This window comes from Photobacterium makurazakiensis, assembly GCF_050336715.1.
In the GTDB taxonomy this organism is placed as follows: domain Bacteria; phylum Pseudomonadota; class Gammaproteobacteria; order Enterobacterales; family Vibrionaceae; genus Photobacterium; species Photobacterium makurazakiensis.
The window spans coordinates 60,670-86,626 of record NZ_JAKJSJ010000009.1 but is presented as its reverse complement, the minus strand read 5'-3'; the positions used below and the strand labels follow the sequence as shown (position 1 = coordinate 86,626).

Here is a 25,957-nt window from a genome sequence, read left to right as displayed (position 1 = left end):
ATTTTAATCAATATGAATAATGACCCGCAGAAAGGAAGTCGGTGTGGCAGAAACGCAAGAAAACAGTGAGACACAAGCTAAGTTTGTAACGGGATCACCAATGAAACATATCGTGGTGATGTCAGGTACAGGTGCTATTGGCTTGATGGCACTGTTTTTGGTCGATTTACTCGATATGTTTTTCATTAGTTTACTTGGTGAAATCGAGTTGGCTGCCGCGATTGGCTTTGCCGGAACGCTGATCTTTTTTTCTACCTCGGCGTCAATCGGTACCTCTATTGCTATGGGCGCACTTGTGTCGCGGGCATTAGGGGGGAATGAGAAAGAAAAAGCAAGGAACTTGGCGGTAAATGTCATGATCTTTGCATTTATTATCAGTTGTATTTTGGTCAGCTTAATGCTGTGGAATTTGCCCCAACTGCTTGCGATGATTGGAGCAAAAGGACAAGTCGCAGCGGCAGCAACTGATTATTTGACTATTTTACTACCTAGCGCTCCGATGATCGCTATCTCTATGTCAGCAGGCGCAGCATTACGCGGTATTGGTGATGCCCGCCGTTCAATGGTAGCGACGTTAATTGGTGGTGGGGTAAATGCGATATTAGACCCATTGTTTATATTTGGTTTTTCGATGGGAGTTGAAGGTGCGGCGATTGCTTCAGTGTTTGCCCGCCTTGCGGTAATGGTCTTTTCACTGCATGCCGTGATTGTTCACCATAACCTCATTGCTAAGCCTGCGATTAAGTCCTTTTTTACTACGTTACCTGCGATATCATATCTTGCGTTTCCTGCTATTTTAACCAACACAGCGACACCTATTGGTAATGCGATTGTCACTAGCAACATTGCGCAGTATGGCGAAAACTTTGTTGCAGGCTATGCGGTAATTGGCCGCTTGATGCCAGTGATGTTTGCACTCGTGTTTTCATTATCGGGCGCGATAGGACCAATTATTGGGCAAAACTTTGGTGCTTTACGCTGGGATAGGATCAACCGGACCTTAAAAGATGCGATGCTATTCGTATCGGCTTATTGCGTGTTGGTCTCATTTATTTTGTGGAATATTCAAGACTATTTAATTGCAGCATTCAGTTTACAAGGGGATGCTGCCTACCTACTTTCTATTTTCTGCACCTATGTGGCAATAACCTTTATATTTAATGGCGCACTGTTTGTAGCCAATGCTGCGTTTAACAACTTAAATCGCCCTACATGGTCAACAGCCTTAAACATGGGGAAAGCAACACTCGGTACGATTCCTTTTGTGATGCTTGGTGGTGCAATAGGCGGGGCTGGTGGAGTGTTAATTGGTCAGGCGATAGGGTCTATTGTCTTTGGTGTTATTGGCGTTGTATTGCTACTGCGGCAGGTTAAAGTCATGGCTCAAGAACATGAGCAACGCCAATCAGAACTTGAAGTGCTTGAACCGAGCATACCATTAACCCCATTTTGTTCATCTCGAACCTATATGGGACAAGAAGATACGGTAGAGGAACCTTTAACAAGTGAAATTAAGTGAATTTACAGCTCAATTAAGAGCTAAATATTGATTAGATAATCATTAAAAAAGATTTATATTTCACCAGTTTATTGATCTAATTCGGTGAAATAAAACCCGAATGAACGCAAAATCAACCCATACGTATTTTAGGTTAGCTGCAAATTGACTCTTGCAGGTAGCAGCTTGTGTCTGTTGTTGTTTCTTCCACTAACAACCCATCATCAAGGATGAAGACAGATACAAAGGGTGATTTTTAGTTTTAAGGGAATAATGGCATCATGCGTCCATATCTACGGTATATCATACCGGTTTTAGTACCACTGTTAATTTTACTTCTTCCTGCTTCTGCATTTCCTGTTGAAGGCTTAACTGTTATTCAACAACGTGTTATTGCGATCTTCTTACTGGCAGCTTTATGCTGGGTGATGGAGCCCATCCCGATTTACGCCACCTCAGTGGTGATAATCGTACTCGAACTCTTATTACTTTCAGATAAAGGGTTATATCTTTTCCGTAGCGGAGAAGGGCAGGCCCATTTTGGTGAGCTGCTTAAGCATAGCGATATCATGGCAACGTTTGCCAGCCCGATCATCATGCTATTTCTTGGTGGATTCTTTCTGGCCATGGCTGCGACCAAGTTCCGCTTAGATGTGAACCTTGCTCGTGTTTTGCTAAGACCATTTGGAACACAGCCTAAATATGTAATGTTTGGTTTGATGCTGATCACCGCAATTTTCTCGATGTTCATGTCAAATACGGCAACAACAGCAATGATGTTGTCTATTCTTGCCCCTGTGATTGCGTTATTTGGTAATAAAGACCCAGGTAAGATTGCTTTCGCCTTGTGTATTCCCGTTGCCGCGAATATTGGTGGTATCGGTACTCCGATTGGTACTCCCCCGAATGCCATTGCATTGAAATACCTAAGTGCTGAAAATATGATCACCTTCGGCGAGTGGATGTTCTTTGGGGTGCCGTTTGTGGCTATTTTGCTGGTATTTGCTTGGTTGCTTATTAACGCGCTATACCCTGCGAAACAAGAAAAAATTGAACTAACCATTAAAGGTAAGTTCTTGAAAACACCTAAAGCCATTACGGTATACGTGACATTTGCACTGACCATTACACTTTGGCTGATGGGCTCAAGTCACGGTATGAACTCTTATACGGTCGCATTGATCCCAGTGGCAGTGTTCTCGCTAACAGGAATCATAAATAAAGAAGACTTGAAGAAAATTTCGTGGGATGTGCTGTGGCTAGTCTCTGGTGGTATAGCACTTGGTTTAGCACTTGATCAAACGGGCCTTGCCAAGCTCATGGTGAATAGCATTCCATTTGATAACTTCTCACCGTACGTTGTACTTGGCGGGTCGGCACTACTGTGTTTGCTCATGGCAAACTTCATGTCGCATACCGCAACCGCGAACTTATTGATGCCAATCATGGCCGCATTGGGTGTGTCGATGACATCTCTGGTTCCATTAGGTGGCGAGATAACCCTTATTCTTGTCGTGACTTTTGCCGCTTCTTTGGGCATGTCTTTGCCTATCAGTACACCGCCAAACGCACTAGCGCATGCAACTGGGCATGTTCAAAGTAACCAAATGGCGCGAGTTGGCGTCATTATAGGTGTTGTGGGTGTATTTATGAGCTTTGTCATGATCTGGCTATTACATATGATTGACCACATTTAACGAGAAAGTCGATGCACCAACCAGAAGCGCTGCAGCGTATTATAGATGTTTATTTTCGCGAACCGTCTCGTATCGAGGCGGTAAAGGCCGGAACTCAAATTCTTAAACAAGATGGGTTTAATGACAAACTCTATTGGGTAAAAAACGGTGAATTATCTGCTTACCTACAAAGTGAAACTAGCGGTGTTACTGCTAAAGTGTTTCAGGCTAAGCAAGGCATGTTCTTTGGGGTGCACAGCTTTTTTGCAAAAACGTTGATGGCTTCAACCACAGTCATTGCAGAAAAAGACAGCGAGTTGGCTTGGATCGACAGAGCGACAGCAGCGGTTGAACCTGAAGTCTACGGCTCGTTGAGTGAACAGTTTATGCCCGTGATGGTGCATGAATTGGCACAACGCCAAATGCTGACTGGACTACAAGCCATCGAAAAAGAAAAGGCGTTACAAAAACTGTATGCCGCTGAGCAAATGACCACACTAGGTCAGCTGGCGGCAGGCATTGCTCACGAGCTAAATAATGCTGTAGGAGTGCTCAGCAGTAAAACGGAAGGGATACAGAGCGGTATATGCCATTTCTTGGAAGAGAATAAACCAGAAGTGAGCCCGTTCCTTGATTTAGGTATTTGTGACGGTCAATCTTCGACCTCGGCAGAGGTGCGAAAGCGCGCTAAAACGTTGCAAGAAAAACACGCTTTAGATCGTGATACGGCGAAGCAACTTGCCCGAGCATTACCTCACGGAGATGTGCCTGATTATTGGCTTAATAATCTTGATGATGCATTGCGGTATTGGGATATCGGCCGAGACTTGCATGATATGCGGTTAGCCTCTAAGCATGCTGCAAGTATTGTGCGTTCAGTTAAACAACTTGGCGGTACTGATAACATTCGTCAACCAGAGGTTGATGTGAACGATACTATTCATAAATCGTTATCACTGCTGCAAAGTAATTTGCGCAGGGTCAATGTTGTACTACGGCCAGCGGTATTACCAACCATTACTGCAAGTACCACTGAATTAGTGCAGGTGTGGGTCAACATTATAAAGAATGCTTGTGATGCCATGGATGAAACCACGGAACCACAGATTGAGATAATTACACGTCACTCAAAAAATCGACTGCTTATTACTATCAGTAACAATGGCCCAATGATAGATGAGGCAACACGCCGAAAAGTTTTTCAGCCAAATTTCACCACCAAAAAAGGGGGGTTGTCATTTGGCCTTGGCTTGGGGCTCTCTATTGTGCAGCGCCTAGTACATAGTTATGGCGGGACGATTGCCTTGAAAAGTGACCCAGATAAAACAAAATTTCGTATTAAATTGCCAATCGCGTAAGGGATGGTTATGGAAAAGCTAAATGTCATTTGTGTAGATGATCAAAGGGAAGTACTAAGTGCAGTATTAAAAGATCTCGCGCCCTTAGGCGACTTCTTTAATGTTGAAGACTGTGAGTCAGCTGATGAAGCACTAGAGCTGATGGATGAACTGGATGCTGAAGGTGAATACATTGCACTCGTCATATCAGATCATGTAATGCCAGGTAAAACGGGTGTCGAGTTGTTAACTGAAATATCGCAAGACAACCGTTTCATCCGTACAAAGAAAGTATTGCTTACAGGTCAAGCCACCCATCAAGATACCATTGCGGCGATCAATCGTGCTCGAATTGAAAGTTACTTCGAGAAGCCATGGAAGGCTGATGCACTGCTAATGACGGCCAGAAGCTTAATTACTGAATATATCTTTGATATGGGCTTAGATTATCAACCATGGATGGATATTTTAGATAATGCCGTGGTATTTAGACGGTTAAGTTAATCATTCAGATTAAATACTATTAGGCCTATCACTTACCGGAGTGGTGGGCTTTTTTTATGGGTGATAAAAAAATGCTTTATGGGTTATTTCGGCGTATTAAGGGAGTAAAAAAGCGATTTATTTATTGACCTTAGACCCAGCTCTAAGGTTTATAGTTTAGGTATTGGCGATGATTGCCAATAACGAAAACAAGGAAAATTACAATGTGCGCCCAATGCAATAATAAAAAGCTACATGTTCACGCAGCTCAGCCTGCGATGGCGACAGGTACATCAGTACAAGTTGAGAATAACCAAGCTGACGACTGCTGCTCATCTGACACCTGCCAATCTACAGCTGTAAAATCTAACCGAAGTAAAGAGTCAGATTTAACCGCTGATGATGATCCTGCTTCCGGCCAATCTGTTGGATTTAACATTGCTAAAATTACTTCCGCAGAGGTAGCAGCGTCAGAAACTGTAAACTCGTCATCGTCATCGTCATCGACATCTTGCGCATCGTCCGGCTGTTGTTCGCAAACAGCTGACATAGAGAGTGATGACGAGGAAAGTTCACTGACAAATGATGGGCATAGCGTGACATTAAGCTGGAAAGTCGGCGGTATGGATTGTCCAAGCTGTGCCAGTAAGCTAGAGAAGGCCATAACGGCTATCGACGGCGTTATCTCCGCGAAAGTAATGTTTGCAACCGAAAAGTTGGTGGTGAACTGTGAGTCGGATGAACTCACCACTGAAATTATCACAAAAACCAAAGAAACAGGCTTCAACCTTCTTACCAGTAAAGCGAAGGCTGAGCCAGAAACACCTGCAAGCCTTATTAAAGAAAACCTGCCTGTTTTCTTCATCGCCATAATGATGGTGGTGTCATTTGTTATCAGCAAACAATCTGAATCTTTGGGATTAATTGCATTTACGGCAACGACAATCTTAGGGTTGCTCCCGATTGCGCGTAAAGCGGTAGTATTGGCAAAAAGTGGCTCGCCGTTTTCTATTGAAACCTTAATGAGTGTGGCTGCAATAGGTGCGCTGTATTTAGGGGAAACAGCTGAAGCCGCGATGGTGTTGCTGTTGTTCTTGATTGGTGAACGACTTGAAGGTTATGCATCTGCTAAAGCGCGTAGCGGTGTGAAAGCCTTGATGGCGCTGGTACCGGAAGAAGCGACAGTGATCCAAGCCGATGGTACGAAAAGACAAGTGCCAGCAGATGAATTAAAACAAGGTGATATCATTGAAGTTGCACCGGGTGGACGTCTTCCTGCCGATGTTGAACTGTTGGATGCTGCTGCCAGTTTTGATGAAAGTGCGCTAACGGGGGAGTCTGTACCTGTCGATCGTTTGGCTGGCGAACAAGTGATGGCTGGTGCCTTAGTCGCCGATAGAGTCGTTCGCTTAAAAATCACATCAGAGCAGGGTGATAACGCCATTGATCGCATCTTGCACCTTATTGAGGATGCAGAGTCTCGTAAGGCACCGCTGGAGCGTTTTGTCGACCGATTTAGCCGTTGGTATACCCCTGCGATGATTGTACTCGCAGCGTTGGTTGTTGTGATCCCACCACTGATGTTTGGCCAAGCATGGGATGAATGGCTATATAAAGGTTTAACCTTGTTACTTATTGCTTGCCCTTGTGCTCTGGTTATCTCTATTCCTGCCGCAATTACGTCAGGTTTAGCTGCAGCAACTCGTCGAGGAGCATTGATTAAAGGTGGTGCTGCCCTTGAACAACTTGGTCATATCGAAACTGTTGCATTTGATAAAACAGGTACGCTAACAGAAGGTAAGCCTGTAATGACTGATATCGTGAGTTGGGATGGTGATGAAGATAAGTTACTTCGCCAGTCAGCTGCGGTAGAAATGGGTTCGGCTCACCCATTAGCAAAAGCAGTAATTAATGCAGCAGAGCAACGGGGTTTAATGGTAACAGAAGCAGAGCAGCGTGAAGCACTAGCAGGTCGTGGTATTCAGGGTATTACAGACGGTGACTTGTTGGTACTTGCAGCAGCAGATCGTCTACCACAAGGTGTTGAGCTGACCGAGTCGCAGACAGCGCAAGCTTATCAACTAGAAGGTGAAGGTAAAACCTTGGTTGTTGCTGTCCGTAACCAGCAGCCTGTGGGACTGATTGCATGGCGAGACAACTTACGTGAAGACAGTGAGAAAGCCATTAAGGCACTGAAGGCGATGGGTATTCACTCTGTAATGCTAACCGGCGATAACCCAAGAGCTGCAGCAGCAATTGCCAAAGAAATCGGCATTGATTTCAGTGCTGGTTTATTGCCAGAAGATAAAGTGAAAGAAGTTGAATTGGCAAATCAAACCAAGCGTGTTGCTATGGTGGGTGATGGCATCAACGATGCACCTGCAATGAAAACAGCCTCGATTGGTATTGCCATGGGCGGCGGTACAGATGTAGCGTTGGAAACTGCAGATGCGGCACTAACACACAATCGAATTTCTGAACTGCCAATGATGATTGCTCTATCTAAAGCGACGTTGGCGAATATTCGTCAGAATGTCATTTTGGCACTCGGTTTAAAAGGGGTATTCCTTATCACAACACTGTTTGGCTTGACTGGACTTTGGGTGGCGGTACTGGCCGATAGCGGGGCGACTGCGTTGGTTACATTGAACGCATTAAGGTTGTTGAAATTTAAAGCGGATGACTAAATAAAGTTGTTACAAGCTTAGTACCCAGCGAAAGGCATCACGAAAGTGGTGCCTTTTTTCTATCTGCGCTCATAGAGAGAAATGTGATAGCTCGCAAAGGATAACGATTGAGTGAGGCCTCTGTCACAATAAAATGTAATTTGAAATTGTTTGTTTTTCTGTTTGTGTGACATATGTCACTCAAATGCTGGCGGCTATAGGCTATCGTTATTTGGTGTTTCGCGAGCACTCTTTTGCGATAAAGTTGAAAGAGTACTTCCAAAACAATAATTAAGTGTAGCCGCTAATCTTGTTCCCCCTATATCTGCGGCAATAATAATGAAAGGATCTGATTATGTCTGACAACGCAGTTTTCCATCTTGGTGTAAATAAAGCGGACCTTAACGGTGCAGAGCTTGCCATTATTCCTGGCGATCCTGCTCGCGTTGAAAAAATTGCCAACCTAATGGATAACCCTGAATTTTTAGCGAGCTCTCGTGAGTACACGGTGTTCCGCGCTAAGCTAGATGGTAAATCTGTTGTTGTATGTTCGACGGGTATTGGTGGTCCTTCAACTTCAATCGCCGTTGAAGAACTGGCGCAGTTGGGTGTACGTACCTTCCTACGTGTCGGTACTACAGGTGCAATCCAACCTCATATTAATGTGGGTGACATGATTGTATCGACAGGCTCTGTGCGTTTAGACGGTGCAAGCCTACATTTTGCACCAATGGAATTCCCTGCGGTTGCAGATTTCGCCGTAGCGACTGCAATGAAAGCAGCTTGTGATGACGATGGTGCAACAGTACATACTGGTGTAACAGCTTCGAGTGATACCTTCTACCCAGGTCAAGAGCGTTACGATACGTTCTCTGGCCGTGTTGTTCGCCGTTTCCAAGGCTCAATGAAAGAGTGGCAGGAAATGGGTGTGCTTAACTTTGAAATGGAATCTGCAACATTGCTAACAATGTGTGCGAGCTCTGGCTTACGTGCGGGTTGTGTGGCGGGTGTTATTATCAACCGTACTCAGGAAGAAACACCTGATCATGCAACGTTGAAAGTAACAGAAGCGCGTTCTATCAAAGTTGTTGTAGAAGCTGCACGCAAGATGTTAGCCGAGTAATTCAATCACGTTACTAGCTTAGAATTTAAAAACCAGTGCTTTGCACTGGTTTTTTTATGTCTTCAAAATTAAATTGAATAACGTTATCGAAATTATCAGATATATAACTTAATGAGTCATGCCCAAAAATCACAAAAAAATGTCGCATGAATATGCAATTACATTTCTGCTATAAACTGTTATTTTTATACACGAGAAGAATGTTACATTCGCAATGTTGATGAAACATTTGTGTTCTTTATTCCTCTATTTATATTCGTATTATTACGAACGGTTGGTTATTACTAAGTTTTACTGGAATAAGTGTGAAGTTTATCTAATTGTGTCGGTTACAATATGCTTATTTATCAATAGTTTTTGTTACGAACAAAGTATAAACCTCCCTGTGATCTTGATTCGTTTTAGTTAAAATTGGTAAAAATAACATTGTGACATTGAGTCAACTTATATTTATATAAGTGAATGATACTTCAGTATTGAATGGGTTTTATGCGAATGGATTTTGATATTTATCTTGGTAAAAAAATTTACTGTGATTTCGATCTATTTTAGTTAATCTTTTACCTTCTATTATCCCCTCCAGATTTTAACGTGCTGAGAAGCATCAATAAAAATACCGCTCGCATTAAAACATAAGCCAATTAGGTAATAACGGTGAGCGTCTATCGGGGGATTCTGAATGACTTTTCGTAAAACTTGTCTAGCAGTAGTAATCGGTTCAGCCATTGCGTTAGCTGGGTGTAATAGCAGTAGTAGTAAAACCGAGAAAACGGCGGGGCTACCAAATAGCGATTTCACCAATGTAATCGACCGCACCGGTTCGCCGGAATACCTACGTGATTACGATGAATACAGTAATCTTAATTATAATGCTTTTGTTGATAATGGCGCATGGCACGGCCACTTATTACCTGCTGATGAGAAAGGTTACGGTGCTTTTGGCGGCATCATGCAAGTCACTCAAGAATATGCTCACTTTATGTCGGGTCAAGAGTTTGACAAGTTGCACCTTACCGACAAAGTGACAGGCAATATCATTGATTTATCTTCTGCTGATGCGGAGATATACAGTACGCCTGGTGCATTAGTACAAATATTAAAAACAGATATCGTTGAAGTGCAAATGGTGCTTCGCTTTGTGACTGACCGTACCTCATTGGTTGAAACTAAAATTACCAATTTAACCAACCAAGATATGGATCTGCAATTATTGTGGGATGGTGAGTTATTGCAAAAAGCGTTGTCAACATCTGGCAATGAAACCAAATCAGTCGATCAGATGTACCCTGGCTATAATCGTCAGATCTCAACCCTTGATAATGGTGTGAAAATCTCATTTGGTGATATGAAAGGCAATTGGGCTATCCGTAACGATGATGATGCAGAATTCCGCATTGCGCGCTCGGTAGCCACTCAGACACATATTATGCCGAATGATACTTCCTATGCCTCTGCTGCGCAGCAAGCTGTTCAGGCAAATGACAGTGCTACCATTTATACCACTTACTCAAACCTACACAATGCTGAAGAAGCGACGCGCGAGCAAACAAAAATTGCAGATATCTTGAATAACCCTCAACCATATATGCTAGCTGCAGATGCGCGTTGGGAAGGTTACTTGCAATCAGGGATGATTAACAAGCAGGCCACAGAAGAGCAGGCGCGTGTCGGGGTGAAGGCGATCATGACATTGAATGGTAATTGGCGTTCTGCTGCAGGTGATGTGCACCAGTCGACAGTCACACCATCGGTAACCGCACGTTGGTTCTCGGGTAACTTAACTTGGCCGTGGGATACATGGAAGCAAGCCTACGCGATGGCGCACTTCAACCCTGATGTGGCGATGGATAACATCCGCACGGTATTTGAATACCAAGTGCAAGAAGATGACGTAATACGTCCGCAAGATAAAGGCTACCTTTTAGACGTTGTGACTTATACGCTGCCAGAAAACCGTGGTGGTGCAGGTTCAGAAAACTGGAACGAGCGAAACACCAAACCCTCGCTGGCTGCTTGGTCTGTGATGGAAGTGTATAACGCGCTGAAGAACGAATTTGATCGCCCTGCAGATGCTCAAGCGTGGATTGATGAAATGTATCCTAAACTGGTGGCTTATCATGACTGGTGGCTGACGAACCGCGACCATAATGGCAATGGCGTGCCAGAGTATGGCGCAGCGGTTGATCCTGCCCACAATACCGATGATGGCCATATGTATGTTTGGGTGACAACGACTGAAGATCTCAATGACAGATTTAAAGATGATGTAATAGAGCAAGACGGTGACAGCTACAAAGTTAAGGGAATGGATAACTACAATACCATTCTTGATGACGTCATTTATGATGAGCTACACGTTGGTGCTCAGGAGGCCGCGGGCTGGGAATCCGGTATGGATAATGCTGCTCGCTTTGGCTTTATAACGCCAGAGCAGCTTCAAGATTATGCCAATGTCGAACACGGTGGCGATGTCGAACTAGCGAAGAAAGATTGGGAAGTTCGCTTTGCTGAGAACCGCTCTGAGTCTGGCGAGCTACTAGGTTTCTCAATGTTGCAGGAATCGGTCGATCAGGCGTCTTACATGTATTCCGATAATAAGTATCTGGCTGAAATCGCCAACTTGGTATCAGATAACGTTCCTGATAAGCATCGAGCACAGGAATTCCTTGATGGTGCAGCCAATATTAAGGATTACATCAATACCTGTATGTTTGATGCTGATTCTGAGTTTTATTATGACATCAGCATGAATGTAGATGTAAATGGTCAGCCTGTACCGGTAATGAAAAATGGCATTGCTTGTGCTGGTGAACCGATCACGGCTCGAGGTCGTGGTCCAGAAGGTTGGGGACCATTGTTTAACGGTGCGGCTACTCAGGAGCTGGCAGATAAAGTGGTTGCCACTATGATGAATGCCGATGAGTTTAATACATCTGAGAAGTACTTGGGTGAAGGGGTTTCTTTGCCAACAGCTTCGCAAACCAACCCTGCTTATCATGCTGATATCTATTGGCGTGGACGTGTATGGCTCGATCAGTTCTACTTTGGTGTGCGTGCCATGGAGCAATATGGCTACGGTGCAGAGGCTACCCATATGGCAAATGAGTTATTCGCTAATGCAGAGGGAATGACGGGGGACGGAGCTATCCGCGAGAACTATAACCCTGAAACGGGGGCGGTACAGGGTGCGACTAACTTCTCTTGGAGTGCCGCACACATGTACATGCTCTATCGTGAGTTCTTTAAGAACTGATGGTGATGAATGAATCCATCATGACGCTCTATATGATGAGCCATTGATTTGAAGCCAGCTTTTAAGCTGGCTTCTTTTTTAGTTAAAGCTATCGGTATGAAGACTCCGTCTGGTGTATTCATTCCATTCTTCAGTCAGTATTGAATACGTTAGCGTACTCGAAGTTCGAGTATATAAAGGAATGAAGACTTCTCCATGCTCATTGGTTTTATATACTTTCCCACGATTAGCGTGGTTACTGACACTCACTCTGGCATTAGCTGCTGGCTTACCTTGTTCAGTGACACGAACCCAGCTGCCTGACTGGGTGTCGACAATACGAATATCAGCCCAACTTAATGTACTGGCTGAAAGCATTAAAGCGGCGATACTTACTTGTTTAAATGTCATGTAAACCTCTCAGAACAACTTACTTTGACATTAAAGTTGCTTCAGGTTCAGTATAGATAACACCGTTTAGCTTTGAGACAAAATCGCGTCAGTAAGAAAATTACTCGTCGTTGGCATCACGTGCTCTAAGCGCTTTAAATTCATTTCCTGAAGGTGTGATGGCGGTGAAAGTGACGCTGCGGCTGAAGCGCAGACTAATTGGAATATAGACTTCACCATATTCATTGGTCTTGAAGGTAGTGTTGGCAATACTGGGAACATTCGAGACCTGTACACTAGCATTGCTAACGGGTTCGCCATTTTCTTCAATACTTACCCAGCTGCCTGCTGGCGTGTCGACAATCCGCATGTTAGCTGTTGCCATGGTTGATATAGCCATCATTAAGAAGGCGATTCCCCATATGATTTTTCGCATATTGTGCTCCTTTTTTATAAGTATACCCCGATTAAACGAAGCGATTTTGAATCAACCACAAAGAATTTGTGGATATGATCACTGCGAAGACCTCGGTTTTTTGTATAATTTAACAACATACCGACCGTCGGTCGGTTGTATGAGGTCAACAAAATACATGTATGTGAGAGCCGAGTTATGAGTCGAATTGTTAAGAGCCCTGAAGAGCGTCGGGCGGAATTCATTGCAGCAGCCAATAAACTGTTTTTTACCAAAGGCTATGCCAGTACATCGGTGAATGACCTAATTAAAGAAGTCGGAGTGTCCAAGGGGGCGTTCTATCACCACTTTGATTCAAAGCAAGCAGTGTTAACAGCGTGGAGCGACAACCTGCTTGAGCAATATCGGCAAATGATCGGTGGATTGGTTGAAGATCCGACCATAAGTGCACTGGATAAGTGGCAACAAATGCTCCGTCATTCAAATCAGTGGAAATTAGATCAGCGCGACATCATGCTGAATTATACAAAAATCATCAATATGGATGAAAATATCCAGCTCAAACATAATGTCATGCAAAGAACCAGTAAGCTGTTGGCTGACTATTATCAAATCATTATTAAACAAGGCAATAGTGAAGGGGTGTTTGTTGTCCCTGTGCCAGAAATGACTGCGCAGCTAATGGTGTCTGTGTTGTTTAGTTTCTCGGAAACGTTGACTCAGCAGCTGCTCAATCACGGTATAGAAACACTCACAGTAGAAGACGTAATGCCGTCAGTAAAAGCAACTCAGCAGGCCATAGAACGCATGTTGGGAGCGGAAGAAGGCACAATGCCACTTATCGATAATGAACTGTTACAGACTTGGTTTACTACCGAGTAGTTCAGGTTGAACAGATTGTTATTTGAAGAGACGACTTTAACAGATGGCAACTTGTTGAAAGCGGAGTGATAAAGGTGAATATCATGAAAAATATGGCGGGGTTTAAGCGTGTATTTGTTTGGTTTTTTTTGGCTGCCATAGGCTTGTCATCTTCATTAGCGAGTGCAGAATCTGCGACAGATATTGTCCGTAAATCAGATGAACAAATGCGAGGTGATTCGAGTTATACCGAAGCCACTATGCGCATTATTCGCCCCGATTGGACACGTACCATGAGTATGAAAACATGGACCAAAGGCCAAGATTTATCATTGGTTTTGGTCACAGCACCAGCCAAAGATAAGGGCAGTGCATCGCTCAAACGCTATCGTGAAATGTGGAACTGGTTACCAACTATCGAGCGAGTGATCAAAATTGCACCGTCGATGCTGGGGCAATCTTGGATGGGATCGGATTTCACCAATGATGATTTAATCAATCAATCTTCCATTGTGGTGGATTACACCCATAGCCTAGTTGAAAAGTCGACGTTTGATGGCGAGCAAGCATGGGTAATTGATGCCGTCGCCAAGCCAAATGCGCCAGTGGTATGGAGTAAAGTAAGGCTGTGGATCTCAACCAGCAGTTACCTGCAACGTAAAGTTGAGTTTTACGATGAGTTTGATGAGCTAGTCAATACCATGAAGACCTTCGATATTAAGCCGATGGGGGGCCGGAAAGTCGCTGTTCGGATGCAGATGATCCCTGCGGATAAGCCTGGGAACAAAACAGAAATCATTACTCATCAAGCACAGTTTGATTTCGCTATTAAAGACAGTTTCTTCTCACAAAGTCAGATGAAGGCATTGCGAGACTGATTTTTACCTTGAACAGCACGATCGAAAACAAGGATGAGTTATGTTGATTAAATTGGCGTGGCGCAACCTCTGGCGACAAAAACGGCGAACAGTGCTCACCGCTTCGGCTTTGGCGCTGGCGCTGGCTTTGTCGCTGTTTATGCGCAGCTTGCAAGAAGGTACCTATGCCAACAATATTGAAAATGCCGCACGTTTTTATACTGGATTAATACAGTTACAGCATCCTGAGTTTAACGAGAGTCAGAGCATTGATGATCTACTGCCGATGACGCCAGCATTCACCGATCCAATGTATGACAACAGTAACGTTGAACGGGTATTACCACGTATCGAGTCCTTTGCGCTTGGTGCTTATGGTGATAAATCGAAAGGGGTGATGGTATTGGGCGTTGATCCTGAACTAGAAAATGAATATTCCGGTATATCAAGCAAGCTTGTTGCAGGTGAATTTTTAAATGCGAAGGATGAGCAAGTGTTAATAGGCGAGGGATTAGCACGCTTCTTTAATATCTCGATTGGCGATGAACTTGTGCTTTATGGGCAAGGTTATCGTGGGCAAACAGCTGCGGGTTTGTACCGTGTAAAGGGCATTCTGGATTTTCCGGTATCTCAACTTGATAACCAATTAGTGTATTTACCCATTACTTTGGCACAGACACTTTATAGTACTGGTGAACAAGTAACGGCTTGGGTAATGGACACCCATGAACTCAATCAATTACCCATTACTTTAAATCAGCTTGAAGCTGCTTATAACGATCAGGCATTGGTGCGCGATTGGCAAAACCTGTCACCTGAAATGGCGCAGCAAATGCTCATGGATAAAGCCGGTGGTATCTTCATGATGTATTTGCTGTACGGCATTGTTGGCTTTGGTTTATTTGCCACGTTATTGATGATGACGCTAGAGCGCCAGCGTGAGTTCGGAGTGATGTTGGCGACGGGTATGTTAAGGCGAAAGTTATTGGCATTGATTGCTCTAGAATCTGCCTTTATCGGCGTACTTGGCGTGGTGATTGGCTTTATTGTTACCTTGCCGTTTTTACTCTGGTTTTATGCCAATCCGATTGAACTTACTGGCGAGACCGCCGAAATGGTCATAGAAATGGGTTGGGATCCTATACTACCGATCGCTCTAGACCCACAGCTGATGATGAACCAAGTGATGATTGTATTGGCATTACTCGTTGTTTGTTTGGTCTATCCAATGTGGCGTATTCAGCGCCTTGAATTGGTCAGTGCGTTAAAGGGAGGCAGTCATGCTGATTAAACTTGCGTGGCGCAACTTATGGCGAAATAAACTGCGCACCAGCATTATGCTTGGGGCGATGATCTTTGGTTTATTTGGCGTTGTGGGGATCATCGGTTTTATTTCAGGGCTATATGGGAACATGATCCACAATGCCATTGCTTGGCAGACCAGCCATATTCAGGTGCACAATCAAGCCTATATCGATGATCCAGATATTAAAAATACGCTGGTAGAATTAGCTTCTGTTGAAGCTGCTATTGAGCAACTCTCCCAAGTTAAAGGCTGGTCGGCTCGTTTTATTGCCGATGGCATGGTCGCTTCGGCACGCAGTACCCGAGGCGTGCGGATCAATGGAATAGATATTGATGCGGAAGCGAATGTGACGCCAATTGCCAGCAGCGTTCAACAGGGCGAATGGTTGGATGAAGAAGGGCGTAATCCGGTATTGGTTTCAGAAAAAACAGCGAGTCGTTTAAAACTCCGAGTAGGCTCGAAAGTTGTACTGACGTTTACCGATGCCAGCGGTGATGTAAGCGGTGCTGCATTCCGTGTTCGGGGGATTTTTAAAACACCGTCAACCAGCTTTGATGATAGTAATATCTATGTTCGCCGTACCGATCTTACAGCTTTAGCGGGTATTGAAGGCGCGCATGAGATTGCTATTCTGTTTGACAATGATGATGTGGCGTTTGCATTGGCTAATCCCTTGCAGAGCAAATATCATCTCGTAATACCGTACGAGATTGGAAAGAAATTCAGCCAATGTTGGCATCCATCATTAACCAGCAAGGTACCAGTAATGCCATTATGCTGGGTATCTTTGTACTGGCAATGGGCTTTGGCATCGTCAATATTATGCTGATGTCGGTATTTGAACGTACCCGTGAGTTTGGGGTATTGATGGCGGTGGGAATGCAAAAGCACCGAATATTTACCTTGATACTACTAGAAACCGCATTGCTTGGAATATCGGGCGCGGTATTAGGACTAATTGTCAGTCTGTTAACCATTACCACATTGGGGCATACCGGTATTTCACTAGGTGTGATGGCAGAAGGGCTAGGGGCATTTGGCGTCGATACCGTGCTCTATCCAACAGTATCTGCCAATGAGTACCTGATGATTTTTATCACAGTGGTTGCGGCAAGCACACTAGCTGCGCTTTACCCTGCACGACAAATTCTTAAGCAGCATCCTGCTGAAGCCATGGCGAATAAGCACTGATGGAGAAATTCGAATGACAATTCAAATTAATCAATTACGTAAAACCTACAATCCAGACAGTGATTTTCCCGTCCATGCGGTTCAAAACCTTGATCTCATCATCGAGCAGGGTGAGTTTGTCGCAGTGATGGGACCGTCAGGCTCAGGGAAAACCACCTTACTAAATATGGTTGGTGGTATCGATAAGCCAACATCGGGCTCAGTGCAAATTGATGATTGTGATATCTGTACGCTGGACGAAAAAAAGTTGATTGCTTTCAGGCGTGATCATATCGGGTTCATTTTTCAAGATTACAGCTTATTGCCGGTACTAACCGCACTTGAGAACGTCGAATTTGTGATGCAGTTACAAGGTCATGATGAAGCGATTTGTCGTCAACGGGCGAGTGATCTTCTCGATGAAGTTGGGTTAGAAACGCAAAAGCACAAGCGACCAGCAAAACTTTCTGGCGGCCAGCAGCAGCGTGTTGCGGTAGCCCGAGCACTGGCACCGCGGCCTCGCTTTGTCATGGCAGATGAGCCTACGGCCAATCTTGATGCAAAGAGTACTTCCGAGCTACTCGATATCATGCAGCAGCTCAATGAAAAAGAGGGCACGACGTTTATTTTTTCGACGCACGATCCGCGAGTGATCAAGCGGGCGAAGCGAGTGATCGTCTTTGAAGATGGTCAGCTTAAAGAGGATCGTCGGCAATGAACCGAGCTGCGCTATTAACCGTTGGGCTGGTGGCTGGCGCTTCGTCACATACGTTAGCGCAAATTCCTGGCTTAGCGTCTGAAAAAGCGTGGGATCTTAATGGCTATGTAAAATACATGGCGACAGCAACAGTGCCTGATGGTGAAAGCTCGGGGGTCGATAACCTTATTCACCAGCGTTTTAACTTTGAATACCGTTTCAATGAGCAGTTGCGGTTCAATGCGGGCATGCGTAACCGGCTACTATTTGGCGATACCGCAGAACTTGATGGCTATGGTGAGCTGATTGAGTTCGATAATGGTTATATGGACTTATCGAAAAACTGGTTAGATAAAAAGGGTGTGGTCGGCAACAGTCAGTTTGACCGACTCTACCTTGATTGGCGTAATGATGAGTGGCAATTACGTGGTGGACGCTTTCGTATTAATTGGGCGATGTCGACGTTGTGGAACCCCAATGATATTTTCAATTCCTATTCAATCTACGACTTTGACTATGAAGAGCACCCCGGCAGTGATGCGGTAATGGGCAGCCGAAAGTTAGGCTTTGCTAGCTCAGTCGATGTTGTGTATAACCCAAATTCAGACAGTGATTTAACCAGTTACGCTGGGCGTTACCTGTTTAACCATCAAGGTTGGGATTACCAATTACTATTAGGAAAGGCTCGACTTGATTATGTTATTGGCGCAGGCTTCGCAGGCGATATCAAAGGGGCAGGGGTACGCGGTGAGTGGAGTTGGTTTGAACCCACTCAAGATAGTTGGCAAGATGAAGATCTTGAATCGAGCAGCGTTACCACTGTTGAGGTCGATTACAGTTTAGGCGGACGCCGTAACTGGATGGCAAGGGCATCAGTGCTGCATATATCTAATCCGCAAGATCCAGCCAACGCGGTCGCATTCTTAAACTTACCGCTATCAGCTCGTACCTTAAGTTTTACCAATTGGACAGGTTATGCTGATGCCAGTTTTGATATTTCGCCACTGAGCCGGCTAACGTTCTCGGCGACATATTATGACGATGGCTCGTTTTTTGTCGGCGCCAGTAACAGTTATTCTTTAGCTGATGATTGGCAGTTACTAGGGGTGATCCAGCGTTTTGATGGCAGTAGCAATAGCCTGTTTGGCGATAGCGCCAGTACCTTGGTGTTTGGGCAACTTAGGTGGAGTTTTTAGGGGGAAGACCCCCTAAAAAAAGCGACCTAAAATTAGGCTTTTTCTGTAAACGTCACCTGATATTCACCAATACCATCGTAGTTAATGGTCGTAGGCTGATTGAATGCGACTTCAACAATACCGCAGTATGAACCGGTAATAATGGCTTCGCCAGCATGGAAATGTATACCACGACGTGTCATATAATTGATCAACCAGTAAATTGGACTTTGCGGTAAGTTATTTGGGTGCTCACCGTTAAAGGTTTGCACTTCTTCACCTTGAGTTACCGTAATATCAATTTTTGCCGCAGAGAACGCTTTTTCTCGTTCAACTTGTGGGCCAATAAACATCCCTTGGTTTACTAAGCAGTCTGCAAGCTTTTCATAGAACTCAGCACCGCTGTCATCTGAAAAACGAGCCTGCATCAGCTCTAGTGCCATATGGCATGACCCAATCGCCTCATTGATTTGTGCTTCACTGTACCCTTCAGGGTTAGCTGGCAGATCGGCTGCAAGAATAAACGCGATTTCTGGCTCGATACGGGCTTTATTGTTATCAGCGAACAGCTGGCAATTTTCACCTCGCTGTACTGTATCTGCAAAAATTGGCGCAACAACGAACTTGTCATCAGCGAGCGGTAGCAAGCACTTCCAGCCACCAACTTCATCACTGTATTGGTCGATCATCGAGGATTGTATTTGCAGAGCATCATCCACGTTGGTTGGACGTTGTTGCTCGGCAAGGCGCGGTGCTTTGGTACCTGCAACGCGGCGATTAAGCAGCTCGGTTGCAGCTTGCTCAAAAAATACTTTAGTCATATTGTATTACCTTTGGTGTTTATCCTTGTATTTTATCTGGATTTACCAAGGTTGAATAGTGAAATTAATGCTTTGTTCAGGAGTTGTTATAGGCCTTGGTGATTTAACTTGGTTAGTGGCACTCAGTTAGTTCTTTTGCTCATTTAGCTTGCAGTAAAATTGTTACTGTAGGATGAAATGTGTTCTAACCTCGCTTTCTCTAAAACTTTTCAAATAAACACTTGATCTTATAGGATTATATACGAATATTGATTGTTGGTATGTTATAGAGTTTAAAATATAAAAGGGAATAGGACTATTTATGGATAAAGTTGGTGAGAATTGTATTTCAGGTTTTAGGCGACGATTAGTGGCATTATTCATAGATGCCCTTATTCTTGGTACTGTCGGCTTTATCTTAGGAAGTCTATTTGAAAGTATATTTGTGCAGATAGGAGATTGGGGGAAGCTTTTTGGTTTATCTATTGCAACTATGTATTTTGGAGTAATGAATAGCGTTGTTTGTAATGGGCAAACGTTAGGTAAGAAATTGTTAAATATACGAGTGGTAAACAAAAATAATCATTCAATCGACCTTACTACATCCTTTATTAGATATATTATATTTTCTATACCATTTTACCTTAATGGTACATCGCTGGATTATCTAGGTCAGTACTCATTCTTGATGTACCCACTTTCACTATTAGTTTTCGGCGGATTGATTTCAATAACTTATTTGTATGTATTTAATAGGGTTACACGGCAAACGTTACATGATTTGATTATGAAAACATATGTCGTGAAGGCCAATACTAATTTTCAGAGTAAAGGTATTATTTGGAAACCTCATTTATATATTGTTGGATTGATACTTGTTGCATCAATGGTTACACCATATTTTATTTTACAGTCTAATCAAAATAATGATTACGATAAACTATTAGCTGTTAGTAAAACAATGCAAGAATTACCATATGTTAATGATGCAAATGTGACTTTAGGTGAGTTCAATTTATATACGACTAAAGAAGTCGATAAATCTACAACATATATCAATATACAAGTTTTTCTAGATAATCCTAATATTGATGATGTCGTGATTGCTAAAGATTTAGGGAAAATAGCTGTTAATAATTACAGTGAGTCAATTAATAAAGATTCTGTTAATGTAACATTGATATATGGTTATGATTTAGGGGTTTGGTCAAAGTGGTTTAGCCATACTCATCAATTTTCTCCACTGGATTTGCTTAACGAGGAAGCAACATAAATTCTCTGATCGAATCAACTATATAGCGCTATTATTATTTTTGGCGCTATTTTCCCCTTTAAATTTTCGTTTGCTAGGCTTACCTCTGCTTCAACCCCAACCGGCATAATTGCCGAAAGTCTTTCGGGCTAATATCCGTTTGGCGTTTGAAAAACTTTGCCATGTTAGTCGCTTCATTGAAACCAAGAGTGGTCGCCACATCAGCTACCATGCCAAAGGTTATACCGAATTGGGGAAGCTTTCACTGTACCTTTTCTTTTCATCAGTCTGTTGATCATGCCACTGTAACCGTCCTCGCACCGCCCAAAATCCTTTACGCTTTCACGCCCGATCAAATGGGTTGTGTTGTTTTGTTACAGTTATTTTGACGAGCTATTGATGAGTTGGTCATTTTGTGATCGATGCTCCATTGTTTTAAATACAAATAAAATGCCTATTGAACCAAATGTTCTTAAATGTATACAATCAAGTAATGTTAAATACATGTTGAAAAGTTGATATCACAAAAGAGGTGATTTGCTTATTACCTGAGGTTAATTGGCTTTGTGTACTTAAGGAGAAATACACATGATTAAGAAACTAAAATTCGCTGGGCTGTCATTAGTTGCTACGTTGGCAAGTTCGTTTGCATTTACCAATGTTGCAGTGGCAGATGACAATTTTCCACGCAAGCCAGTATCAATGGTGGTGGCCTACTCAGCTGGTGGAGGAACAGATACCGCAGCAAGGCTACTCGCGAAACATGTTGAACCGTATTTAGGTCAACGCTTAATCATTCAAAATAAACCAGGAGCAGGTGGTCAAATCGGTTTCTCAGATCTAGCGCGTTCCAAAAATGATGGTTATAAGATTGGTTTCATCAACTTACCTTCGCTGTATATGGTGAAGATGTTGAGAAATAACGTTCCTTATGAGTTTTCAGACTTTGAAGCAATTGCCAACATACAGGTTGATCCTGTTGTGGTCGCCGTTCGTTCTGACAGCCCATACGATACTTTTGAAGAGCTCCTAGCAGAAGCGAAAGAGAACCCTGGCAAACTGAATATCGGTGGTGATGGCCCACAGTCCAACAACCAATTACAACTGATGATCGCACAACAAAAACTTGGTGCAGAGTTTAACTTCGTATCATTCGGCGGCTCTGGGCCGGCAGTGACTGCAACGCTTGGTAATCAGGTTGACGCGTCCATCCCATCAGCTACGTCTGCTGCAAATCATGTAAGAAATGGCCGACTAAAAGTGCTCGCTGTATTCGCAGATCAACGCTTTGCTTACCTGCCAGATGTACCAACGGTTCAAGAAGCTACGGGGATCGAAGTACCATCAATTGGAGCTGCGATGAGGGGAGTCGCTGTGCCAAAAGGTACTCCTGTAGAGAGAAAGAAAGCACTTGAGATGGCATTTGAGAAAGTTATGCAAGATGAAGAATTCATTTCTTATGCAGATCAAGTGGGTATGCCACTCAACTACATGAATGCTGAAGAATTTGATGTATATCTAGGAAAGGCTGCTGAGTCTGTTGAGCAGTACATCGATCTGCTTAAGTAACATCAAAATATAACGGCAGTGTAAGGAGGCACAAATGTTTACATTAAACCGGGATAAGTTGACGGCATGGGGGGCGATTGTCATCGCCATCGTGGTAATTGGCGCGGCCAATCAATATTCGTATGACTCTTCTTACTTTCCGATAACACTAGGTTTTTTCATCTTAGCGTTGGCGGCCTTGATCCTCTTACGCCAAAGCCGTAAGTCCAATGAGGATGCGAAGAGTAGCGACACTATTCCCGTAGGACTATCGGCAGACGAACGTATACAGGTGAAATCTGCGCTAGGCGTATTCGGTGGAATTATCGCTTATGCCCTCACCGTTAGCTTGGTTAACTATGAGATAGCAACGGCACTATTTTTGGCCTGTACGATGTGGTCACTAGGCTATCGAAAAGTGATTCCCGTACTTGCACTCGCCGTCGGACTCAGTGCAGGTCTTTACTTTGTTTTCTTCGAGCTACTTTCTGTCAGTAGACCAGAAAGCCTGTTCTTCTATTAACTTTGGAGCTTAATTATGTTTGATAACTTAATGCTTGGCTTCGGAGCCTTGATGGATGTCTATATGTTGGCTGCGATTGCAGCTGGTGTAATTGGCGGAGTAATGATTGGGTTACTCCCTGGCCTGACAAGCACAATGGCGGTGGCGCTACTTATTCCTGTCACATTTTCTATGCCGCCTCAAATAGGCTTGGGGATGCTAGGAGGGATCTATGTAGCTTCCACTTACAGTGGTGCCATCAGCGCTATTTTGCTAAATATTCCAGGTACGTCGGCGGCGGTGGCAACATTGTTAGATGGCCACCCGATGTCGAAAAAGGGTCAGTCAACACGCGCACTTGCGCTTGCTACGTTTGCCTCTTGTATCGGTGGCTTTGTCAGTGTTATCGCGCTTCTCTTGATTGCCCCAACCTTGGCAGAGCTGTCTTTGATGTTCGGCCCAACAGAATATTTCTTACTCGCGGTGTTTGGTATCACAGTCATAGCTTCATTATCTGCTGGGGCTATTGAAAAAGGGCTTATCGCAGGCGCATGTGGTTTGCTTATGGCAACTGTCGGTAGTCATCCACTGACTGGTGAAATGCGTTTTACTTTCAATGCACCAGCACTTTACGATGGCATTCCACTAATTGTTTCACTTATCGGTTTGTACTCCATACCAGAAGTGATCAATATCATTGCCCGTCGCAATCAGCAATCTACCACGCAGAGTTCGATGGATAAGCATAATCCATTTTCATTCATGCCTGACATGCTTAAACAAAAGCTTAATGTTCTTCGTTCAAGTGTCATTGGCGTTATTGTTGGAATTATACCTGGTGTGGGTTGTAGTGTCGGTGGAATCTTGTCTTATGATGCTGCGAAGCGCGCATCTAAAACGCCTGAAAAGTTTGGTACAGGATCATCGGAAGGTTTGGTTGCGAGTGAGACAGCCAACAATGCAGTAACTGGCGGCACACTCATCCCATTACTCACTTTAGGTATTCCTGGCAACCCAGTGACAGCAGTACTTTTGGGTGGACTCATGATCCATGGGCTTCGTCCTGGCGCTGAATTGTTTACCATGAATGCAGATATTACTTACGGGTTTATTTTTAGCCTGTTCGTTGCCAATCTGTTGTTTGTTCCTGTGGGGCTTTTTGTCGCAAAGTACTGCTCAAGAGTCATTCACCTACCACATTCGATCCTTGCGGCGACCATACTTGCCTTGGCGGTTGTGGGTTCTTATTCCATACGTGGCGCAGTTGAAGATATCTATATCATGTTGTTTGTCGGCGCATTGGGCTTCTTAATGCAACTCATGCACATCCCACGGGCGCCAATGGTGCTGGGATTAGTTTTGGGTTCGATGGCTGAAGGTGAATTAGCTCGCTCGCTAGCTTTGGTTCAAAATGACCTTGGAGCATTTGCTGGTCAAATGGTTACACGTCCTATTTCCATCATTATCTTATTGCTATGTGCCTACTCCTTATATCAGGGGATTAAACAACATAAAAATGCGTCTAAAGCATTGGAGCAATAATTTACTAGAAGCACTTAAAGTTAGCCTTATTGGCACTAGCAAATAAATATTCTAAAAGAGAGAAAGCAATGAGTACTATTCCAGCGGTTGATTTTCCATGTCCTGTACGTCGTGTAGGTGACGCTAATAAGCATCATTTTTTTGGTTACTACAATAAGAATGTATGGGACCGTACTGGACGTTATTTTTTGTCGAACCGTGTTGAAATGATGACCCAAGATCTTGATGGCTCTGAAGTTGCACAAGTTGGTTACTTTGACTTGAATAATAACGATGATTATTGCGTTGTAGGTGAAACCACAACTTGGAACTGGCAAATGGGCTGTCAGCTGCAATGGTTGGAAGGAAAAGACGGCCGAGAAATCATATATAACGCACGTGCAATGAATGGTGAAGGCACAATCTACCCAGATTTTTGTTCGAAGATCTATAATGTTGAAACAGGCGAAGAGCGCACATTGCCAATGCCTGTGTATGTTGTTGCGCCAAATAGTAAGTATGCTTTGTGCGTTAATTACTCCCGTTTTGAAGTGACTCATAAAACAATTGGCTATCGAGCGACAGAGCAAGAGCCTGAGTTAGCGCTGGCTCCGGAAGACGATGGTATCCATTACATGGACATCGAAACGGGTGAATCACACTTGATTGTTTCTTTGAAACAGCTAACTGAATTTGACCATGTTCCATCAATGGTAAAAGCGATTCATTGGGTAACGCACTTGGAGATTAACCCTGGTTCGAGCCGATTATTGTTTTTACATCGTTGGACTGAGCGAGTAGAAGATGAGACTTGCTTCCTTCACCGTTTATTCTCTGTTAACCCAGATGGTAGTGATCTGAAATTGCTTGAGTGTACCGATCATCCACTGCCTCAGTTGGCGGATGACTTTGACTTAAACGCAGTAGGGACGTTTGATTACGAAAAATCAGAGTATCAAATTTCTCATCCAGTTTGGCGAAATGATACTTCAATTATGGTTTGGGGACCGCACAACGGTAGTATTCATTACCACCTATATGATGACCTTACCGGAAAAGCGAGTGTTGTTGGACGAGAATGCTTAACTGAGAACGGGCATATGAGCTATTCAGGAAATGACCGTTGGTTGTTGAGTGACACTTATCCTGATGCCGAGACCAATGAACGTTTTCTTATCATTTATGATGTTGATAAAGATATACGATATAATATCGGCAGTTTTTATACCTCGCCGGATTTAGGTAAGCATAACCGATGTGATTTACACCCTCGCTTTAGTCCTTGTTACACGAAGGTGTGCATGGATTCTGTGCACGAGAATACCAGACAACGTTATATCATTGATATTTCAGAGCTCTTGCAACAAGGTTAAGCGAGAAAATATCTTGTAAGTATACAAGTGCGATAAAACGCATTGCCTGTTTCAGTAATCGTTTACTGATGGAGT

Annotated in this window: 20 protein-coding genes and 1 pseudogene; 18 read left to right on the top strand and 3 right to left on the bottom strand. The window is 43.7% G+C overall.

The window, feature by feature from the left end; genetic code table 11:
* The first annotated feature begins 19 nt into the window (after positions 1-19).
* The 7 genes from L4D09_RS00730 (at position 20) to ygjK (ending at position 12,036) form a co-directional block, all read left to right on the top strand.
* Positions 20-1,519: an MATE family efflux transporter gene (locus tag L4D09_RS00730; RefSeq protein WP_428455571.1), complete on the top strand. Its 1,500-nt coding sequence runs from the start codon at positions 20-22 to the stop codon at positions 1,517-1,519.
* 260 nt (positions 1,520-1,779) lie between these two features.
* Positions 1,780-3,195 carry an SLC13 family permease gene (locus L4D09_RS00725; protein ID WP_428455570.1) on the top strand — a complete coding sequence of 472 codons (1,416 nt, stop codon included), beginning with the start codon at positions 1,780-1,782 and terminating at the stop codon, positions 3,193-3,195.
* A gap of 11 nt (positions 3,196-3,206) precedes the next feature.
* Positions 3,207-4,532 (top strand): ATP-binding protein, encoded by a 1,326-nt coding sequence (locus L4D09_RS00720; RefSeq protein WP_428455569.1) that lies wholly within the window; start codon positions 3,207-3,209, stop codon positions 4,530-4,532.
* Positions 4,533-4,541: 9 nt separating this feature from the next.
* The gene (locus L4D09_RS00715) at positions 4,542-5,015 is read left to right on the top strand and encodes a response regulator (protein ID WP_428455568.1); all 474 of its coding nucleotides are present in this window, start codon (positions 4,542-4,544) and stop codon (positions 5,013-5,015) included.
* A 203-nt stretch (positions 5,016-5,218) separates the two neighbouring features.
* Positions 5,219-7,681 (top strand): zinc/cadmium/mercury/lead-transporting ATPase, encoded by a 2,463-nt coding sequence (locus L4D09_RS00710; protein WP_428455567.1) that lies wholly within the window; start codon positions 5,219-5,221, stop codon positions 7,679-7,681.
* A gap of 334 nt (positions 7,682-8,015) precedes the next feature.
* Positions 8,016-8,783 carry a uridine phosphorylase gene (gene udp / locus L4D09_RS00705; protein WP_428455566.1) on the top strand — a complete coding sequence of 256 codons (768 nt, stop codon included), beginning with the start codon at positions 8,016-8,018 and terminating at the stop codon, positions 8,781-8,783.
* Positions 8,784-9,462: 679 nt separating this feature from the next.
* Positions 9,463-12,036, top strand: coding sequence for an alpha-glucosidase (gene ygjK, locus L4D09_RS00700; protein ID WP_428455565.1), 2,574 nt, complete (start codon positions 9,463-9,465; stop codon positions 12,034-12,036).
* Positions 12,037-12,114: 78 nt separating this feature from the next.
* Here the strand turns inward: ygjK and L4D09_RS00695 are convergent, their stop codons facing one another.
* Together L4D09_RS00695 and L4D09_RS00690 are read right to left on the bottom strand one after the other, a co-directional pair.
* Positions 12,115-12,426: a hypothetical protein gene (locus L4D09_RS00695; protein WP_428455564.1), complete on the bottom strand. Its 312-nt coding sequence runs from the start codon at positions 12,424-12,426 to the stop codon at positions 12,115-12,117.
* A 100-nt stretch (positions 12,427-12,526) separates the two neighbouring features.
* Positions 12,527-12,841, bottom strand: a complete 315-nt coding sequence (locus tag L4D09_RS00690) for a hypothetical protein (protein ID WP_428455563.1) — start codon at positions 12,839-12,841, stop codon at positions 12,527-12,529.
* 177 nt (positions 12,842-13,018) lie between these two features.
* Between L4D09_RS00690 and L4D09_RS00685 the strand changes: the two genes are divergently transcribed.
* The 6 genes and pseudogenes from L4D09_RS00685 to L4D09_RS00660 all read left to right on the top strand — a co-directional run bounded on the left by L4D09_RS00685 (position 13,019) and on the right by L4D09_RS00660 (position 18,907).
* Positions 13,019-13,702, top strand: coding sequence for a TetR/AcrR family transcriptional regulator (locus L4D09_RS00685; RefSeq protein WP_428455562.1), 684 nt, complete (start codon positions 13,019-13,021; stop codon positions 13,700-13,702).
* A gap of 92 nt (positions 13,703-13,794) precedes the next feature.
* Complete coding sequence (locus L4D09_RS00680; protein WP_428455900.1) at positions 13,795-14,559, top strand: outer membrane lipoprotein-sorting protein; 765 nt, start codon at positions 13,795-13,797, stop codon at positions 14,557-14,559.
* Between the two features lie 40 nt (positions 14,560-14,599).
* Positions 14,600-15,829, top strand: a complete 1,230-nt coding sequence (locus tag L4D09_RS00675) for an ABC transporter permease (protein WP_428455561.1) — start codon at positions 14,600-14,602, stop codon at positions 15,827-15,829.
* Positions 15,819-17,035 (top strand): annotated as a pseudogene (locus tag L4D09_RS00670) (ABC transporter permease). The gene L4D09_RS00675 and the pseudogene L4D09_RS00670 overlap by 11 nt, the downstream one beginning before the upstream one ends.
* A 13-nt stretch (positions 17,036-17,048) precedes the next feature.
* Complete coding sequence (locus tag L4D09_RS00665) at positions 17,049-17,732, top strand: ABC transporter ATP-binding protein (RefSeq protein ID WP_428455560.1); 684 nt, start codon at positions 17,049-17,051, stop codon at positions 17,730-17,732.
* Positions 17,729-18,907 carry a hypothetical protein gene (locus tag L4D09_RS00660; RefSeq protein WP_428455559.1) on the top strand — a complete coding sequence of 393 codons (1,179 nt, stop codon included), beginning with the start codon at positions 17,729-17,731 and terminating at the stop codon, positions 18,905-18,907. Before L4D09_RS00665 ends, L4D09_RS00660 begins: the two co-directional genes overlap by 4 nt.
* 32 nt (positions 18,908-18,939) lie before the next feature.
* Here L4D09_RS00660 and L4D09_RS00655 read toward each other — a convergent pair whose 3' ends face one another.
* Positions 18,940-19,707 carry a hydratase gene (locus L4D09_RS00655; RefSeq protein WP_428455558.1) on the bottom strand — a complete coding sequence of 256 codons (768 nt, stop codon included), beginning with the start codon at positions 19,705-19,707 and terminating at the stop codon, positions 18,940-18,942.
* A 301-nt stretch (positions 19,708-20,008) separates the two neighbouring features.
* On the opposite strand from L4D09_RS00655, the gene L4D09_RS00650 reads away from it, so the two are divergent.
* The 5 genes from L4D09_RS00650 (at position 20,009) to L4D09_RS00630 (ending at position 25,882) form a co-directional block, all read left to right on the top strand.
* Positions 20,009-20,959: an RDD family protein gene (locus L4D09_RS00650; protein WP_428455557.1), complete on the top strand. Its 951-nt coding sequence runs from the start codon at positions 20,009-20,011 to the stop codon at positions 20,957-20,959.
* A 567-nt stretch (positions 20,960-21,526) separates the two neighbouring features.
* Positions 21,527-22,507 (top strand): tripartite tricarboxylate transporter substrate binding protein, encoded by a 981-nt coding sequence (locus L4D09_RS00645; protein WP_428455556.1) that lies wholly within the window; start codon positions 21,527-21,529, stop codon positions 22,505-22,507.
* 34 nt (positions 22,508-22,541) lie between these two features.
* Positions 22,542-23,009, top strand: coding sequence for a tripartite tricarboxylate transporter TctB family protein (locus L4D09_RS00640; RefSeq protein ID WP_428455555.1), 468 nt, complete (start codon positions 22,542-22,544; stop codon positions 23,007-23,009).
* Between the two features lie 15 nt (positions 23,010-23,024).
* Positions 23,025-24,530 (top strand): tripartite tricarboxylate transporter permease, encoded by a 1,506-nt coding sequence (locus L4D09_RS00635; RefSeq protein WP_428455554.1) that lies wholly within the window; start codon positions 23,025-23,027, stop codon positions 24,528-24,530.
* Between the two features lie 68 nt (positions 24,531-24,598).
* On the top strand, positions 24,599-25,882 hold the full coding sequence (locus tag L4D09_RS00630) for a hypothetical protein (RefSeq protein ID WP_428455553.1): 1,284 nt from the start codon (positions 24,599-24,601) through the stop codon (positions 25,880-25,882).
* Positions 25,883-25,957: the final 75 nt, after the last annotated feature.